General features: G+C 61.5%; 8 protein-coding genes. 1 reads left to right on the top strand and 7 read right to left on the bottom strand.

The features are described 5' to 3' along the window. The 7 genes from F8N49_RS14350 to F8N49_RS14380 all read right to left on the bottom strand — a co-directional run. Positions 1–888, bottom strand: an 888-nt coding sequence (locus tag F8N49_RS14350) for a LysR family transcriptional regulator (RefSeq protein WP_151551797.1), incomplete at its 3' end; no start/stop codon positions are given. Positions 889–1,020: 132 nt separating this feature from the next. Then, positions 1,021–1,887, bottom strand: a complete 867-nt coding sequence (locus tag F8N49_RS14355; RefSeq protein ID WP_041477414.1) for an ABC transporter permease — start codon at positions 1,885–1,887, stop codon at positions 1,021–1,023. Between the two features lie 20 nt (positions 1,888–1,907). After that, a complete protein-coding gene (locus F8N49_RS14360; protein WP_151551798.1) occupies positions 1,908–2,768 on the bottom strand; it encodes an ABC transporter ATP-binding protein in 861 nt (286 codons plus the stop codon). Positions 2,769–2,785: 17 nt separating this feature from the next. Beyond that, positions 2,786–3,682 carry a TauD/TfdA family dioxygenase gene (locus tag F8N49_RS14365; RefSeq protein WP_151551799.1) on the bottom strand — a complete coding sequence of 299 codons (897 nt, stop codon included), beginning with the start codon at positions 3,680–3,682 and terminating at the stop codon, positions 2,786–2,788. A gap of 358 nt (positions 3,683–4,040) precedes the next feature. Next, positions 4,041–5,408: an HlyD family type I secretion periplasmic adaptor subunit gene (locus F8N49_RS14370; protein WP_024011116.1), complete on the bottom strand. Its 1,368-nt coding sequence runs from the start codon at positions 5,406–5,408 to the stop codon at positions 4,041–4,043. Continuing rightward, positions 5,398–7,554 (bottom strand): type I secretion system permease/ATPase, encoded by a 2,157-nt coding sequence (locus tag F8N49_RS14375; protein ID WP_051600365.1) that lies wholly within the window; start codon positions 7,552–7,554, stop codon positions 5,398–5,400. Before F8N49_RS14375 ends, F8N49_RS14370 begins: the two co-directional genes overlap by 11 nt. A 33-nt stretch (positions 7,555–7,587) precedes the next feature. Continuing rightward, positions 7,588–8,940: a TolC family outer membrane protein gene (locus F8N49_RS14380; protein ID WP_071174002.1), complete on the bottom strand. Its 1,353-nt coding sequence runs from the start codon at positions 8,938–8,940 to the stop codon at positions 7,588–7,590. A 361-nt stretch (positions 8,941–9,301) separates the two neighbouring features. Here F8N49_RS14380 and F8N49_RS14385 point away from each other — a divergent pair. Next, the coding region (locus F8N49_RS14385) for a retention module-containing protein (protein WP_151551800.1) at positions 9,302–17,948 on the top strand (8,647 nt) is incomplete at its 3' end.

The raw sequence follows: 17,948 nt of genomic DNA on the forward strand, positions 1-17,948 counted from the left end.
GCAGCAGGTCTTGAGGGTTTCACGCAGCCAGCGGTGGGCCGGGTCCTTGTCGAAGCGCGGGTGCCAGGCCTGGGTCAGCATCAGCATGGGCAGCGGAATCGGCAGGTCGAACGAACGCAGTTTCAGCCCCAGCCGCCGCACGCTGAGCAGGGCTTCTTTAGGCACCGGCAGGATCAGGTCGGAGTCGGGCAAGGCAAACATCGCCGCGTGGAAACTCGGCGCGATCACCGCCACCCGGCGCTCCAGCCCCAACGCATTCAACGCCGTGTCGATCGGGCCGCGAGCAATGCCACGGCGCGACATGCTGATGTGGGAAAAACCGGCGTAGCGCTCGGCGGTGATTTCGCCGTCGAGCAAAGGATGGTTCTCGCGCACCAGGCCGACGAAATGCGTGGAGAACAGGTTCTGTACCTTAACCTCCGGCGTAAGCGGACGGGTGTTGCTGACGCTCAGATCGATGCGTCCTTCGCGCAGCGCCTCATCGTCGCCATCGCCTTCCGGGACGAAGCGCAATTCGCAATGCGGGGCGAGCTGGTCGAGGGTGTCGAACAGCTTGCCGCCGTAGACACCGACAAAGAAATCATTGGCGCGGATGCTGAAGCGCCGGCGCAAGGTGCCCAGCTCGACGCTGTCGGCGGAGCGAAACAGCAGCGCCGCCTGCTCGACCACGTCGCGCACCTGTTCGCGCAGTTCAAGGGCTTTGGGGGTCGGCACCAGGCCACGTCCGGCGCGCACCAGAATCGGATCGCCGATGGCTTCGCGAATCCGCGTCAGCGTGCGGCTCATGGCCGCCGGGCTGAGGTTCATCCGCCGCGCCGCACCGACCACACTGCCCTCGTCGAGCAAGGCATCGAGGGCGACCAGAAGATTCATGTCCGGGAGTTGCATGCTGAGCACTCTTGGCCGATCTGGATTGATCCGGGCGCAATGCTAGCAGATCAAAAGATCGCAGCCTGCGGCAGCTCCTACAGAGGATGGTTTTCCCATGTAGGAGCTGCCGAAGGCTGCGATCTTTTCAGGTCAGCGCTGCATACCCCAGCGCTTCACCGTCACCCGCTCAAGGGTGGCAAACACCAGATTCTCCACCAGCAAACCAATCAGGATCACCACCGCCAACCCGGCAAACACCTTGTCGGTGTACAGCTCATTGCGATTCTGGAAGATGTACCAGCCCAGCCCGCCCTTGCCACTGGTCGCGCCAAACACCAGTTCGGCAGCGATCAAGGTGCGCCAGGCAAACGCCCAGCCAATCTTCAAACCGGCGAGAATCGACGGCAGTGCCGCCGGGATCAGTATGAACAACACAAGGCGCAACCCCTTGAGACCATAATTGCGCCCGGCCATGCGCAGCGTCTCGGAGACGCCGAGAAATCCGGCATAGGTATTCAGCGCCAGCGCCCACAGCACCGAGTGCACCAGCACGAAAATCAGGCTGTTCTGCCCCAATCCGAACCAGAGCAGCGCCAGCGGCAATAGGGCGATCGCCGGCAACGGGTTGAACATCGAAGTCATCGTACTGAGCAGATCACGTCCCAACTGGGTCGAGACCGCCAATGTCGTCAGAGCGAACGCGAGGACGATGCCGATCAGGTAGCCCTTGATCAGCACCACCAGGGAGATCCACACCTTGGCCAGCAACTCGCCACTGAGCAGACCGTCGAACAGCGCCTGCGCGGTTTGCAAAAAACTCGGCAGCATCAGGTCGTTGTTCTGAATCCGCGCGACCACTTCCCAGATGATCGCCAATACGATCAGGATCAGGCTTTTGCGCAACCAGCCCTGTTGCCACAGGCGCGTGCCAAGCGGCAATTCGCGCTCGACCGGCACTGCGGTCAGCGGCTCGAGCACGGTTTCGAATTCTTCACGCACGGATGATGAATGGCTCATCGGGTAGTCCTCCTGGCCGCTCAATAGGCGATGCGAATGTCGTTGAAGTCGTGATCACGCTCGGTCTCCAGCGCCTGGCCCTCATCGAACAGCAGACGATGAATGCGCCGCGCCGATTCCTGAAACGCCACGCCGCCGAGGCTGTGCAGGTCGTATTGATGGCTGTGCACTTCGGCGCGCACCCGGCCTGGATGCGGTGACAGCATGAGTATGCGATTGCCCACCACCAATGCTTCTTCAATCGAATGGGTGACGAACAACAAGGTGAAGCGCACCTCTTCCCAGAGCAGCAGCAACTCTTCCTGCATCTTGCGGCGGGTCAACGCATCGAGTGCAGCGAAGGGTTCGTCCATCAAAAGAATTTTCGGTTGCATGGCCAAGGCCCGGGCGATCGCTACCCGCGCTTTCATGCCGCCGGACAAGGTGTGTGGATAGGCGTCGGCGAATGCTGCGAGGCCGACCTTTTCCAGATAGTGCAACGCACGCTCTTCGGCTTCTTTCTTGTTCAAGGTGCGCGAGGCGAGCAGCGGGAACATCACGTTCTGCTTGACGGTTTTCCACGGCGGCAACTGGTCGAATTCCTGAAACACCACAATGCGGTCCGGCCCCGGCGCATCGACGCGCTGGCCTTGCAGGCGGATCTCGCCTTCGCAAGGCCGGATGAACCCGGCGACCGCCTTGAGCAAGGTCGATTTCCCGCAACCGGACGGGCCGAGCAGGACGAAACGATCAGCCGGGTCGACGGCGAAACTGACTTGATGGGTAGCGCGCACCACTCGCTGCGGCGTGCGGTATTCAAGGCTGACGTGATCGACGGCCAGCAAGGCTTCGCTGCGGGCGATCGGGTTGCTGGCCGCGTGGCCTGGCAAAGGGGCGTTCATGATCGATCTCCGGCAAATCAGAAAGGCGCGTCGCCCTGAATGGTCGTGCGATACAGCTTGCGGCGCAGATGCGCGGGACAGCCGGCGGCGAGGTGAATCAGCGAGCGGTTGTCCCAGAACACCAGGTCATGCGGTTCCCACTGATGGCGGTAGATGTTTTGCGGCAGCACGCTGTGGGCGAAGAGTTCGCCGAGCAACTGACGACTTTCGTCTTTCGGCAGACCGACAATTCGCGTGGTGAAGCCTTCGCTGACGAACAAGGCCTTGCGGCCGTTTTCCGGATGGGTGCGCACCACCGGATGCACCACTTCGGCGACCTGAGCCAACTGTTCAGGGGTCAGGGTCGGGCGCCAGTTGCCTTCGAACTTGGTTTCGCTGTAGCGCGCGGTATAGGAATGCGCAGCGGAACGTCCTTCGACCGCAGTGCGCAACGCAGCGGGCAAGTCGTCCCAGGCTTTGTGCATGTCGGCGAACAGCGTGTCGCCGCCCTCGGCGGGCAGCTCTTGGGCGTGCAGCATCGAGCCGAGACTCGGCAGTTCCTTATAGGAGAGATCGGAATGCCAGAACTTGCCGGCGTCACCGAGACCGATGTTCTGGCCGTTCTCGATGATGTTGGAAACGATGAGAATTTCCGGGTGATTGGCCAGCAGGAACTGCTTGAGCACGTGGATCTGCAACACGCCGAAGCGGCGGCTGAAATCGATTTGCTGTTGCGGGGTAATCTGCTGATCGCGGAAGACCACGACGTGGAAATCCAGGTGCGCGCGGTGAATCCGCGCGAAGTCCTGATCATTGACCGGCCGGCGCAGGTCGAGGCCAACGATCTCGGCGCCGACGGCACCGCTGAAGGGGCGAATTTCGAAGATTTGCGGCGCGGCAGTTGCGGCGCTTTCGTTGGCAGTAGCGGCGGACATCAATCATCTCCCACGCACGGCGCGCTCACGGACGCGCTCGTCGATCAGACACTCACGCTGGATTGCGTGTCGGTTCAGGTCGTGCGGCGCGCCGATTGGTCGGCAGGTACGCAGGAGGGTGACTTTATAGCTATAAGAATTGGAAATTAAATACCGTTAATGAATAACGATATGGCGAATGGTGAGGGGGTGGAGTGACGATTTGTGTCACTTACCGACAGGTATATGCCGCCCTAAAGGACGCCATCGCGGGCAAGCCCGCTCCCACAGGGGTTCTCAGCTGACTCCGAAAATGCGCTCAACACGAAACCTGTGGGAGCTGGCTTGCCAGCGATGAGGCCAGCAAGGCCACTGGGGATCAACGCTCGTGCAACGCCTCAGCCCGCGCGCGAATGATCGGCTTGAGCAAATAGCTCAACACCGATTTCTTGCCAGTGATGATATCCACCGAAGCGACCATCCCGGGAATGATCAGCAAAGGCTTTTCATCCGTGCCCAAGTGGCTGCGCTCGGTACGCACCTTGATCACGTAGTAGGTGGTTTTCTTGTCTTCGTCGGTGATGGTGTCCGCACCGATCTGCTCGAGCTGCGCCTTGAGCCCGCCGTAAATGGTGTAGTCATAGGCGGTGAATTTGACGATCGCTTCCTGTCCCGGATGCAGGAACGCGATGTCCTGCGGGCGAATCTTGGCTTCGACCAGCAGGGTGTCGTCCAGCGGCACGATTTCGACCATGTCGCTGCCCGGCTGGATCACGCCGCCGATGGTGTTGACCAGCAACTTGTTAACGATGCCCCGCACGGGTGAGGTAACCAGCGTACGGCTGACCCGGTCTTCCAGCGCCTTGCCGGTGGCCTGGGCCTTGTTCAGATCGGTGCGCGCTTCGTTGAGCTGGGTCAGCGCTTCGCTGCGGAATTTGCCGCGGGTTTCGTCGATCTTGCGCTGCACTTCCTTGATCGCCGATTCCGCGCGCGGAATGGCCAGCGTGGTCGCATCGAGCTGGCCACGGGTTTCCACTTCGGCACGCTTGAGACGCAACACTTCCACCGGCGAGACCGCGCCCTGCGCCACCAGCGGCTCGGACATGTTGATTTCCTGACGCTGCAAGCCGAGTTGCTGACGGTACTGCGCCTGCTTGGAGCTGAACTCACGCAGCTCTTGCTGGCGCTGGATCAATTGCTCCTGCAAGCCGCCGATTTCATCGTGCAACTGCTGACGGCGGCTGATGTACAGCGACTCTTCGCTTTTTGCCTGGCCCGGCACGGCTTTGAGCACGTCCTCGGGGAAATTCAGCGGACGATCATCGACTTCCGCGCTCAGGCGCTCGACCCGCAGCAGCATCGACAGGCGATCAGCCTCGGTTTCGCCGACGTTGGAGGCAAAGCGCGTGTCATCGAGACGAATCAGCGGCGCGCCGGCCTCGACGATCTGCCCTTCCTTGACGAACAGCTCGGAGACGATACCGCCCTCCAGGTTCTGGATTTTCTGGATCTTGGAAGACGGAATCGCCTTGCCGTCGCCCTTGGTCACTTCGTCGATTACGGCGAAGTTGGCCCAGAGCATGAGGAACACGAAGAAGCCGATGATCGCCCAGATGGTCAGGCGCACGACGCGCGGGGCGTCTTCGATCAGCGCCTTGTTGACCTCTGGCAGCGGCTGACCCTGCAGCGAGGCAGAGCCCTTGAAGTAGCGACGGATCGACTCCTTGACACCGGACTTAAGCAACACTGATCTGCCCCTTCTTCAACGCTTCCATCACGGCGGCTTTCGGGCCGTCGGCGAGAATCTGCCCGCGATCGATCACCAGTAGGCGATCGACCAGCGACAACAGCGATGCCCGGTGCGTGACCAGCACCACGGTCTTGTTTTCAATCACTGCTGCGAGGCGTTGCTTGAGGCGTTCTTCACCGGTGTTGTCCATCGCACTGGTTGGCTCATCCATCAGCAGAATCGGTGGATTGAGCAACAAGGCCCGGGCCAGGGCGACGTTCTGCCGCTGGCCGCCGGAAAGGTTCTGCCCACGCTCGCCGACTTGCAGCTCGTAGCCTTGCGGGTGCAGACGGGCGAATTCGTGGACGCCGGCCAGTTCGGCGGCTTGCAGCACCAGCTCGTCTTCGACGTAACGCGCGCCGGACACCAGGTTGTCACGCAGGGTGCCGGACAGCAGCTGGATGTCCTGCGGTACGTAGCCGATGTTGTAGCGCAGTTCGCTGACGTCGATCTGGCGGATGTCCACGCCGTCGACCAGCAAGGCACCGTCGTCCGGTTGATACAGGCCCACCAGCAGTTTCGCCAGCGAGCTTTTGCCCGAGCCGCTGCGACCGATGATGCCGATCTTCTCGCCGGGACGGATGACCAGGTTGATGTTCTTCAGCGCCGGGTTCTGCTGGTCCGGATAGGTGAAGCTGAGCTGCCGGCATTCGATCGCACCCTGCAGAACCTTGCGGCTCAACGGGCGCTCCTCGAAGTTGCGCTCCTGCGGCAGCTCCATCATCTGGTCGACCGAGGTCATGGTCACCCGCGCCTGTTGATAGCGCGTGAGCAGGCCGGACAGCGACGCCAGCGGGCTCAGCGCACGACCACTGAGCATGTAGCAGGCAATCAGCCCGCCCATGCTCAGGTTGCCGGCGATGATCTGGTACACGCCGAAGACGATCATGATCACCCCGGCCAGTTGCTGGATCAGCAAGGTGATGTTCATTGCCAGACCGGAGAGCATTTTCACTCGCAGCTCGAGACGGCTGAGGGTGCCGATGGTCTGCTCCCACTGATACTGGCGCTCGCTTTCGGCGTTGTTGACCTTGACCGCGTCCAGCCCGGCGAGGGTTTCGATCAGGCTCGACTGGCGCTCGGCGCCCAGCGCCATGGTCCGTTCCATGGTCGCGATCAGCGGCTTCTGCAAGGCGTAGCCGATCAGCAGGGCAATCGGGAACGCCAGCACCGGAATCCACACCAGATGCCCGCCGAGAATGGCGATGACGATGAAAATCAGAATGGTAAACGGCAGGTCGATCAGGCTGGTCAGGGTCAGCGAGGCGAGAAAGTCGCGCAGGCTCTGAAACTCATGGATGTTCTGCGCAAAACTGCCGACCCGCGCCGGGCGGTATTTCATTGCCATGCCGACAATGCGCTCGAACAGCGTGGCGGAGATGATCAGGTCGGTTTTCTTCCCGGCCAGATCCAGGCACAGGCTGCGCAGGCTCTTGAGGATCAAGTCGAAGATGTAAGCGCCGGTGATGCCCAGCGCCAGCACCCAAAGGGTCGCTTCGGCCTGATTCGGTACTACGCGGTCGTAGACGTTCATCACGAACAGCGGTGCGGCCATGGCGATGATGTTGATCAGGAAACTGGCGGCGATCGCATCGGCATACAGCCAGCGCGAACGCTTGAGGGTGTCGCGAAACCAGGAGCGTGCACGCGGGATCAGCGTGCCGTGGTTGACGTCGAATTTGTGCTGCGGCTGGGCGAAGAAGACTTTGCCGGTGTAATCGTCGCTCAGCAGTTCGCGGCTGACCACCGATTCGCCGCCGTCGCTTTCGCTGAGCAGCACGCGTGCTTCGTTGTCGCCCTGCCAGCCGAGCAGGACGGCACTGCGGCCATCCTTGAGCAGCAACAAAGCGGGCATGGCGATCGCCGGAATTTCTTCGAGCTTGCGCTGCAACACCCGCCCCTGCAGCCCGGCGCGAGCCGCTGCGCGCGGCAGCAACTCGACACTCAAACGTTGTTTGGGCAGCGGCAGGCCGGTGGTCAGCATCGCCGCGCTGGCAGGCTTCTGGTGCAGCATGCACAGGGCGAGCAGACCATCCAGCAACGGATCGTCATGCAACGCGCGTGGATCATGGCTGAGTTGAACTCGACTGACTTCTGATTCCACGCTCGACACTCTTTAACAGTTGAAAGGGATAACTCAGTTCATCCCAGGCAGCTGGACCTTGGGCTTCACGTCGTTCTGCACAACGGATGCCAACGGCGCGACCACTCCCTGGCTTTTGAGCAATTGGCCCATGGTCGCCTTGATTCGGTACTGAGTAAATAACTGAATGTTCTTGATTTCCGCCAGACGCCGCGAGGCGGTGAACAGTTCGTTTTCGCTGTCGAGCAAATCCAGCAGGGTGCGTTCGCCGAGGCTGAATTGACGCTGGTAGGCAGTACGCACCGAGGTGCTGCGATCGACGTACTGCTGAGCGATCGGCACCTGAGCGTTGGCGTTGTTCAGCGCGTTCCAGGCCAGGCCGAGCTCTTCGTTCAACTGACGCAGGGCGTTGTTGCGGATGTCCAGCGCCTGGTTGGCCAGGTACGACTTGGATTCCAGATCGGCCTTGTTGCTGCCACCGGAATACAGGTTGAAACGCATGCGCAGCATGGCCTGCCATTCGTTGTTGTGGCCGTTCTGGCCGTCGAGATCGTTGTCGGCGGTACGGCCCAGCTCAGCGTCGAAGCGCGGGTAGAAGGTCGATTTGGCGGTGGCGAACTGCTTCTCGGCAGCGGCAATATCCGACTCGGCGGAACGCAGGATCGGGCTGTTTTCCAGCATCTGCGCGCGGGCTTCATTGAGGTTGGCGGGCATCATCGCCATGAACGGCGCCGGGCGCTCGAGCTGGTCGGGCATCTGGCCGACGGCGCTGAGGAAGTTGGTTTCCGCGTCGGCGAGGTTGGTCTGTTCGGTGATCAGATTGTTGCGGGCCTGGGCCATACGCGCTTCGGCCTGATCAAGGTCGGCACCGCTGCCGACGCCGCGCTGGGTGCGCAGCTGGATCTGATCGTAGATGCGCTGGTGGCTCTTGAGGTTTTCCTCGGCCAGACGGACGAATTCGCGACGGGTCAGCACGTCCAGATAAACCTGGGCGACGGTCAGCGCAGTGCGTTCGGAAGTGCCCAGCAACGAGTAAGCACGGGAGCTGACGTTGGCTTGTTGACGCGCAACTTCGTTGGACGTCGCGAAACCGTCAAAAACCATTTGCGAGAGACGTAAACTTGACTCGCTGCGGTTCAACGTCTCCCAGTGATTGCTTCCACCGTTCGCTCGAGTGGTCACACTGTCGGTGCCTTCACGGCCATAACCGCCGAGCAGATCGACCTTGGGCAGGTATCCCCCTTTCGCAGCCTTTAACTGATAATCCGCCGCCAATCGACTATTGACCCCCGCCTGAATCTCCGGATGGACATCCAGCGCCTGTTGCATGGCTTCTGGTAAGGATTGTGCTTGTACAAAAGAGGCGGCGAGAGCGAAGGGAGCGGCAAGGAGCAAAAGCGAACGCATGGTTGGAATTTTCCCGGAACTTCTTGTCTTGAATCACAGCAGAAACGTGGTGCTGCGTCGGATGATGGCAACCCGAAAGACCGTATGTCGGAAAGTTCAAAACAGGAACTGGATGACAGGCTGAAGGACAGGTCGCCGCGGAAATATCAATGTGACATTAGTGGGGCGATTGTTTAGGATGGCTCCCAGAAGGTCAATAGTTTGGCATAAAGTTAATCGCGATAATTTATAGCCAGATTATTGACGGAAATACAGCGTCAATAAGTTATCCATTTATAGAAAGTACGTCCAGACTGAAGTGGCGCCGACGCCCGTCAGGTCCATGGAAGTCAACTGAATGTGACACCCCGGAGAGTCTTCAATGAGCAGTGTTGTTGCCGTCGTCAAAAGCATTGTCGGTCAGGTTTTCGTGGTGTCCCCAGAGGGCGTGCGTCGCGTACTCGTTGAAGGCGATCGCCTGTATGTCGGCGACCAGATCGATACCGGTCTGTCCGGCGCGGTGTCGCTGGAACTGGCCGATGGCCGCATGCTCGATCTGGGTCGCGACACCCAGTGGAGCGCCAGCTCGCCTGACTCCAGCACTGACCTGGCCGAAGCCACCGCGCAGGCTGCGCCTTCTGTAGAAGAACTGCAGCAAGCCATCGCCGCCGGTGCCGACCCGACCACCGCACTCGAATCCACCGCGGCCGGCCCGACCGCCGCAGGTACCGGTGGCGCCGCCGGTGGTGGTCACAGCTTTGTCATGCTCGACGCCACCGCTGGCCGCGTCGATCCGACCATTGGCTTTCCGACGGCGGGCATCAATTCTGCCGGCCAAGTCGCGCAGGACACCACCGGCGGCCTGACCACCGACACCACCACCAACGCGCTGCGCGACTCGACCCTGAGCCTCAGCGCCACGCCGACCATCACCGAAGCCGGCGGCGTGCTGGTGTACACCGCGACCCTGACCCAGGCGCCGCTGACCGACCTGACCATCACCCTGTCCAATGGCGCAGTGATCGTCATCCCGGCCGGCGCCACCACTGGCACCGTCAACGTGCCGCTGGCGCCGAACGACACGGTCTACAACGACCCGAGCCAGATCGACGTGACCGTCACCGGCACCAGCGGCGGCAACGGCATCACCGTGACCCCGCCAACTGTCCCGGCGACCACGCAGGTCACCGACACGGTCGATACCACTACCGTCACGCTGACGGCTGGTTCGAGCGGGACCGAAGGCGGTCAGATTACCTATACGGCGACTTTGACCAACCCGGCGCAAACTCCGGTAACCGTCACGCTGTCGAACGGCTCGACCATTACCATTGGCGCTGGCCAGACTACCGGCACTGTTAACGTGCCGACGCCAGCGAATGACGTTTACAACAATGGCAGCACCGTCAGCACCACCATCACCGGCGCTACCGGCGGCAATTTCGAAAACCTGGTGCCGAACACCACGCCAGCAGTCACTACGATCACCGACTCGGTCGACAACACCGGCCTGACCCTGACTGCGACCAACAACATTGTTGAAGGCGGTCAGATCACCTACACCGCGACCTTGACCAACCCGGCACAAACCCCGGTAACCGTCACGCTGTCCAACGGCTCGACCATCACCATCGCGGCTGGCGAAACCGTTGGCACCGTCAACGTGCCGACTGCGGCCAATGATGTGTACAGCAACGGCAGCACCGTCAGCACGACGATCACCGGGGCTACCGGCGGCAACTTCGAAAACCTGGTGCCAAACACCACGCCAGCCGTTACCACGATCACTGATTCGGTTGATAACACCGGTCTGACCCTGACTGCGACGAATAACATTGTTGAAGGCGGCCAGATCACTTACACCGCGACGTTGACCAACCCGGCACAAACCCCGGTAACCGTCACGCTGTCCAACGGCTCGACCATCACCATTGCCGCTGGCGAAACCGTCGGCACCGTCAACGTGCCGACTGCGGCCAACGACGTGTACAACAATGGCAGCACCGTCAGCACCACCATTACCGGCGCTACCGGCGGCAACTTCGAAAACCTGGTGCCGAACACCACGCCAGCAGTCACTACGATCACCGACTCGGTCGACAACACCGGCCTGACCCTGACCGCGACCAACAACATCGTCGAAGGCGGTCAGATCACCTACACCGCGACCCTGACCAACCCGGCACAAACCCCGGTAACCGTCACGCTGTCCAACGGCTCGACCATCACCATTGCCGCTGGCGAAACCGTCGGCACCGTCAACGTGCCGACTGCGGCCAATGACGTCTACAACAATGGCAGCACCGTCAGCACCACGATCACCGGGGCTACCGGTGGCAATTTCGAAAATCTGGTGCCGAACCCGACGCCAGCCGTTACCACCATTACCGACTCGGTCGACAACACCGGCCTGACCCTGACTGCGACCAACAACATTGTTGAAGGCGGTCAGATCACCTATACCGCGACCCTGACCAACCCGGCGCAAACCCCGGTAACCGTCACGCTGTCGAACGGCTCGACCATCACCATTGCGGCTGGCGAAACCGTTGGCACCGTCAACGTGCCGACTGCGGCCAATGACGTTTACAACAATGGCAGCACCGTCAGCACCACGATCACTGGCGCAACCGGTGGCAATTTTGAAAACCTGGTGCCAAGCAACACGCCTGCGGTCACCACGATCACGGATTCGGTCGACAACACCGGCCTGACCCTGACTGCGACGAATAACATCGTCGAAGGCGGCCAGATCACTTACACCGCGACGTTGACCAACCCGGCACAAACCCCGGTTACCGTCACGCTGTCCAACGGCTCGACCATCACCATCGCGGCTGGCGAAACCGTGGGCACCGTCAACGTGCCGACTGCGGCCAACGACGTCTACAACAATGGCAGCACCGTCAGCACCACGATCACTGGCGCTACCGGTGGCAATTTCGAAAATCTGGTGCCAAACACCACGCCAGCCGTTACCACGATCACTGATTCGGTTGATGACACCGGCCTGACTCTCACCGCGACCAACAACATCGTTGAAGGCGGTCAGATCACTTACACCGCCACGCTGACTAATCCAGCGCAGACGCCGGTTACCGTCACGCTGTCCAACGGCTCGACCATCACCATCGCGGCTGGCGAAACCGTGGGCACCGTCAACGTGCCGACTGCGGCCAACGACGTCTACAACAATGGCAGCACCGTCAGCACCACGATCACTGGCGCAACCGGTGGCAATTTCGAAAACCTGGTGCCAAGCAACACGCCTGCGGTCACCACGATTACCGATTCGGTGGATGACACTGGCCTGAGCCTCAGCGCCACCGGTTCTGTGGCCGAGGGTGGCCAGATCACCTACACCGCCACGCTGACGAATCCGGCCGGCACACCGGTAACCGTGACCCTGAGCAACGGCTCGGTGATCACCATTGATGCCGGCAAAACCACCGGCACCGTTACCGTTCCAGCGCCTGCCGATGACGTCTACAAGGACGCCGGCCAGGTCGAAGTCAGCATCAAGGACGCCACCGGCGGCAATTTCGAAAATCTGGTGCCGAACGCTACGCCGGCAGTGACCGAAATCACTGACACCGTCGATACCTCGACGGTGAAGCTGAGCGCAGACACCTCGGTTGCCGAAGGCGGCACCGTAACTTACACCGCCACCGTCGGCGCGCCAGTCACCGGCTCGCCTGTGGTCGTGACGTTGGCCAACGGCCAGAACATCACCATTGCCGTCGGCCAGACCACTGGCTCCATCACCTACACCGCACCGAACGATGCCTTGACCGGCAACGCTCCGCTGACCAATTCGATCACTGGCGTAAGCGGTGGCAACTACGAAAATCTGGTGGCGGACAAAACTCCAGTTTCGACCACCGTCACCGACGTTGCCGACACCACCAATCTGTCGCTGAGCGCGACCGCTTCCGTGGCTGAAGGCGGCCAGATCACTTACACCGCCACCTTGACCAATGCTGCTGGCTCGCCAGTGACCGTGACCTTGTCGAACGGCGCCGTCATCACCATCAAGGCAGGCGAAACCAGCGGTAATGTGACCTTCCCGGCTCCGTCCGACGACGTTTACAAAGACTCCGGCTCCGTGCAGGCAACCATCACCAGTGCCACCGGCGGCAATTTCGAGAACCTCGTTCCGAGCACCACGCCAGCGGTCACTCAAGTCACCGACACCATCGATACCTCGACGGTCAAATTGACCGCCGACACTTCGGTAGCCGAAGGCGGCACCGTCACCTACACCGCCACTGTCGGCGCGCCCGTCACCGGCTCGCCTGTTGTCGTGACCCTAGCCAACGGCCAGAGCATCACCATCGCCGTGGGCCAGACCACCGGTAGCGTCACCGCCCCGGTATCGAATGACGTGCAGATCGGTCACGCACCGCTGACCAACTCGATCACCAACGTCAGCGGCGGCAACTTCGAAAATCTGGTCGCCGACAAGACCCCGGTCAGCACCACCGTGACCGACACCGTCGACACCACCAGCGTCGCGCTGACTGCCACCGGCAACGTCAATGAAGGCGGGCAGATCACCTACACCGCGACGCTGAGCAACCCGGCCGGTACGCCGGTCACCGTTAACCTGAGCAACGGTTCGGTCATCACCATTGAAGCCGGCAAGACCACCGGCACCGTGACCGTTCCGGCACCTGCCGATGACGTCTACAAAGACGCCGGCAAAGTCGAAGTCACCATCAAGGACGCCACCGGCGGCAACTTCGAAAATCTGGTGCCGAGCACTACGCCTGCGGTGACCAACGTTGCCGACACGGTCAACACCACGCACCTGACCCTCAGCGCAGAAAGCTATGTGCTCGAAGGCTCTTCGATCACTTACACCGCAACGTTGACCAACGCCGCGCAAACGCCGGTAACCGTCAACCTGAGCAACGGCCAGACCATCACCATCGAAGCCGGCAAGACCAGCGGTTCGGTGACGATTGCCGCACCGAGCGATGACGTCTACAAGGACGTCAGCAAGCTCACCGTAACCATGACCGACGCCAGCGGTGGCAACTTCGAGAAACTCGACGTCAGCAAGACTCCGGTCAGCACCACGGTCAACGACACCGTCGACACAACCGCACTGACCCTGACCGCCAGCGATACCGTCAGCGAAGGTGGCCAGATCACCTACACCGCGACCCTGAGCAACCCGGCCGGCACTGCGATGACGGTGACCCTGGCCAACGGCGCGGTGATCAACATCGCGGCCGGTGCTACCAGCGGCTCGGTGAATTTCCCGGCGCCCGCCAACACCCCGTACATCGATGGCAGCAACGTGCGGACGGCGATCGCCAGCCACAGCGGCGGCAATTTCGAGCGCGTCGAGGCCGATCGTTCGGCTGTGGTGACTAAAGTCACCGACGCCGTAGACACCACCAACATCAGCCTGAGCGCCACCGGCAGCGTTGCCGAGGGCGGCTCGATCGTCTACACGGCGACCCTGAGCAATCCGGCCGGCACCGCCATGAGCGTGACCCTGAGCAACGGCGCGGTGATCAACATTGCCAAAGGCGCGAGCACCGGCAGCGCAACCATCGCCGCCCCCGCCGATGACGTGTACAAGGACGCCGGCAAGGTCGATGCGAGCATCACCAAGACCAGCGGTGGCAACTTTGAAAATCTGGTGATCGACAAGACTCCTGCGGTAACTGATGTCACCGACACCATCGACAACAGCACTGTTGCGCTGACCGCCAGCGCCAGTGCGGTTGAAGGCGGCGTGGTTGTCTACACCGCGTCCGTGACCGCCCCGGTCACCGGTTCGCCAGTGCTGGTGACCCTGTCCAACGGCCAGACCATCACCATTCCGGTCGGCGCCAGCAGCGCCAGCGTCAACTTCACCGCGCCGAACGATGCACAGGCCGGCGGCAACACCCTGAGCGTGAAAATCGACGGCGCCAGTGGTGGCAATTACGAAAATCTCGTGGCTGACCAGACCCCGGCGGTGACCTCGGTGACTGACGTCGCCGACACCACCAGCCTGTCGCTGTCCGCGACCGGCTCCGTGGCCGAGGGCGGTTCGATTGTCTACACCGCAACCCTGAGCAACCCGGCCGGTACCCCGGTGACCGTGAGCCTGAGCAACGGCGCGGTGATCACCATCGAGGCCGGCAAAACCAGCGGCACCGTCACCGTTCCGGCACCTGCCGACGACGTCTATAAAGACGCCGGAAAAGTTGAAGTCACGATCAAGGACGCCACTGGCGGCAACTTCGAAAACCTGGTGCCAAGCACCACGCCAGCGGTCACTGATGTCACCGACACCGTCGACACCTCGACGGTCAAACTGACCGCCACCGAAACCGCAGCCGAAGGTGGCACCGTCACCTACACCGCCACCGTCGGCGCGCCGGTCACCGGTTCGCCTGTGGTCGTGACCCTGGCCAATGGTCAGAACATCACTATCGAAGTCGGCAAGACCAGCGGCAGCGTGAGCACCACCGCGCCGAACGACGTCCTCGCCGGCCACGCGCCGCTGACCAACTCGATCACCAACGTCAGCGGCGGTAATTTCGAAAATCTTGTCGCCGACCAGACCCCGGTCAGCACCACCGTGACCGACACCGTCGACACCACCAACCTGTCGCTCAGCGCGACCGGCGCGGTGAACGAAGGCGGCCAGATCACCTACACCGCGACTTTGAGCAACGCCGCTGGCACACCGGTCACCGTGACCCTGTCGAACGGTGCGACTATCCTCATCGAGGCCGGCAAGACCACCGGCACCGTGACTGTCGATGCTCCGAAAGACGACGTCTATAAAGACGCCGGCAGCGTTGAAGCGACCATCCAGAGCGCAACCGGCGGCAACTTCGAAAACCTCGTCACCAGCAAAGAGCCGGCGGTGACCACGGTCAACGACACCATCGACACCACCACCGTGTCGCTGAGCGCCACTGCGAACGTCGCCGAAGGCGAAACCGTGGTCTACACCGCGACCGTGGGCGCGCCAGTGACCGGCTCTCCGGTCATCGTCAGCCTGTCCAACGGCCAGACCATCACCATCGCCGTTGGCGAAACCACCGGCAGCGTCAACTACGTCGCGCCGAACAGCCCATTGGCGGGCGGCAGCTCGCTGAGCGTGACCATTGATGGCGCCACCGGTGGCAACTACGAAAAACTGCTGGTCGACGGCAAGTCCGCCGACACCGTGGTATCGGACACTACCGACACCACCAATCTGAACCTGAGCGCCAGCGATTCGGTCGCCGAAGGCGGCCAGATCACCTACACCGCAACCCTGACCAACCCGGCCGGCACACCGGTGACCGTGACCCTGTCGAACGGCGCCACCATCACTATCGATGCAGGCAAAACCACCGGCACCGTGACCGTCGATGCACCGAAAGACGACGTCTATAAAGATGCCGGTAAAGTCGAAGTGACCATCGAGGGTGCGACCGGCGGCAATTTCGAGAACCTGGTGCCAAGCGCGGTTCCAGCGGTGACGAATGTCACCGATACCATCGACACTTCGACGGTCAAACTGACCGCCGATACGACGGTGGCTGAAGGCGGCACCGTGACTTACACCGCCACCGTCGGCGCGCCAGTCACCGGCTCGCCTGTGGTTGTGACCCTGGCCAACGGTCAGACCATCACCATCGGCGTCGGTCAGACTACTGGCACCGCAACCGCTGTTGCTGCGAACGATGCGCTGACCGGCAATGCTCCGATCACCAACTCGATCACTGGCGTGAGCGGTGGCAATTTCGAAGATCTGGTTGCAGACAAAACTCCGGTTTCGACTTCTGTCACCGACGTTACCGACACTACCAATCTGTCGCTCAGCGCCAGTAACTCGGTGGCTGAAGGTGGCCAGATCACCTACACCGCGACATTGACCAACGCCGCTGGCTCGCCCGTGACCGTGACCCTGTCGAACGGCGCTGTGATCACCATCGACGCCGGCAAGACCACCGGCACCGTGAACGTTCCAGCGCCAGCTGACGACGTCTACAAAGACGCCGGCTCTGTGCAGGCGACGATCACCAGCGCCACCGGTGGTAACTTCGAAAACCTGGTTCCGAGTACCACGCCAGCGATCACCCAAGTCACCGACACCATCGACACGTCGACCGTCAAACTGACCGCCGATACGTCGGTGGCCGAAGGCGGCACCGTGACTTACACCGCCACGGTTGGTGCGCCAGTTACTGGCTCGCCTGTGGTCGTGACTCTGGCCAACGGCCAGACCATCACCATCGGCGTCGGTCAGACTACTGGCACTGCAACTGCTGTTGCTGCGAACGATGCGTTGGTCGGTAATGCGCCGATCACCAATTCGATCACTGGCGTGAGCGGTGGCAATTTCGAAGATCTGGTTGCAGACAAAACTCCGGTTTCGACTTCTGTCACCGACGTTGCCGACACTACCAATCTGTCGCTCAGCGCCACCAACTCTGTTGCCGAAGGTGGCCAGATCACCTACACCGCGACATTGACCAACGCCGCTGGCTCGCCCGTGACCGTGACCCTGTCGAATGGCGCTGTGATCACCATCGACGCCGGCAAGACCACCGGCACCGTGAACGTTCCAGCGCCAGCTGACGACGTCTACAAAGACGCCGGCTCCGTGCAGGCGACGATCACCAGCGCTACCGGCGGCAATTTCGAGAACCTGGTACCGAGCACAGCTCCGGCCGTAACGACTGTCACCGATACCATCGATACCTCGACCGTCAAACTGACCGCCGATACATCGGTCGCTGAAGGCGGCACCGTGACTTACACCGCCACCGTTGGTGCGCCAGTTACTGGTTCGCCTGTTGTGGTAACTCTGGCCAACGGCCAGACCATCACCATCGGCGTCGGTCAGACTACTGGCACTGCAACTGCTGTTGCTGCGAACGATGCGTTGGTCGGTAATGCGCCGATCACCAATTCGATCACTGGCGTAACCGGTGGCAACTTCGAAGATCTGGTTGCGGATAAAACTCCGGTCTCGACTTCTGTCACCGACGTTACCGACACTACCAATCTGTCGCTCAGCGCCAGTA

The sequence above is a fragment of the Pseudomonas sp. GXM4 genome (assembly GCF_008923895.1).
GTDB classification, from domain to species: domain Bacteria; phylum Pseudomonadota; class Gammaproteobacteria; order Pseudomonadales; family Pseudomonadaceae; genus Aquipseudomonas; species Aquipseudomonas atacamensis.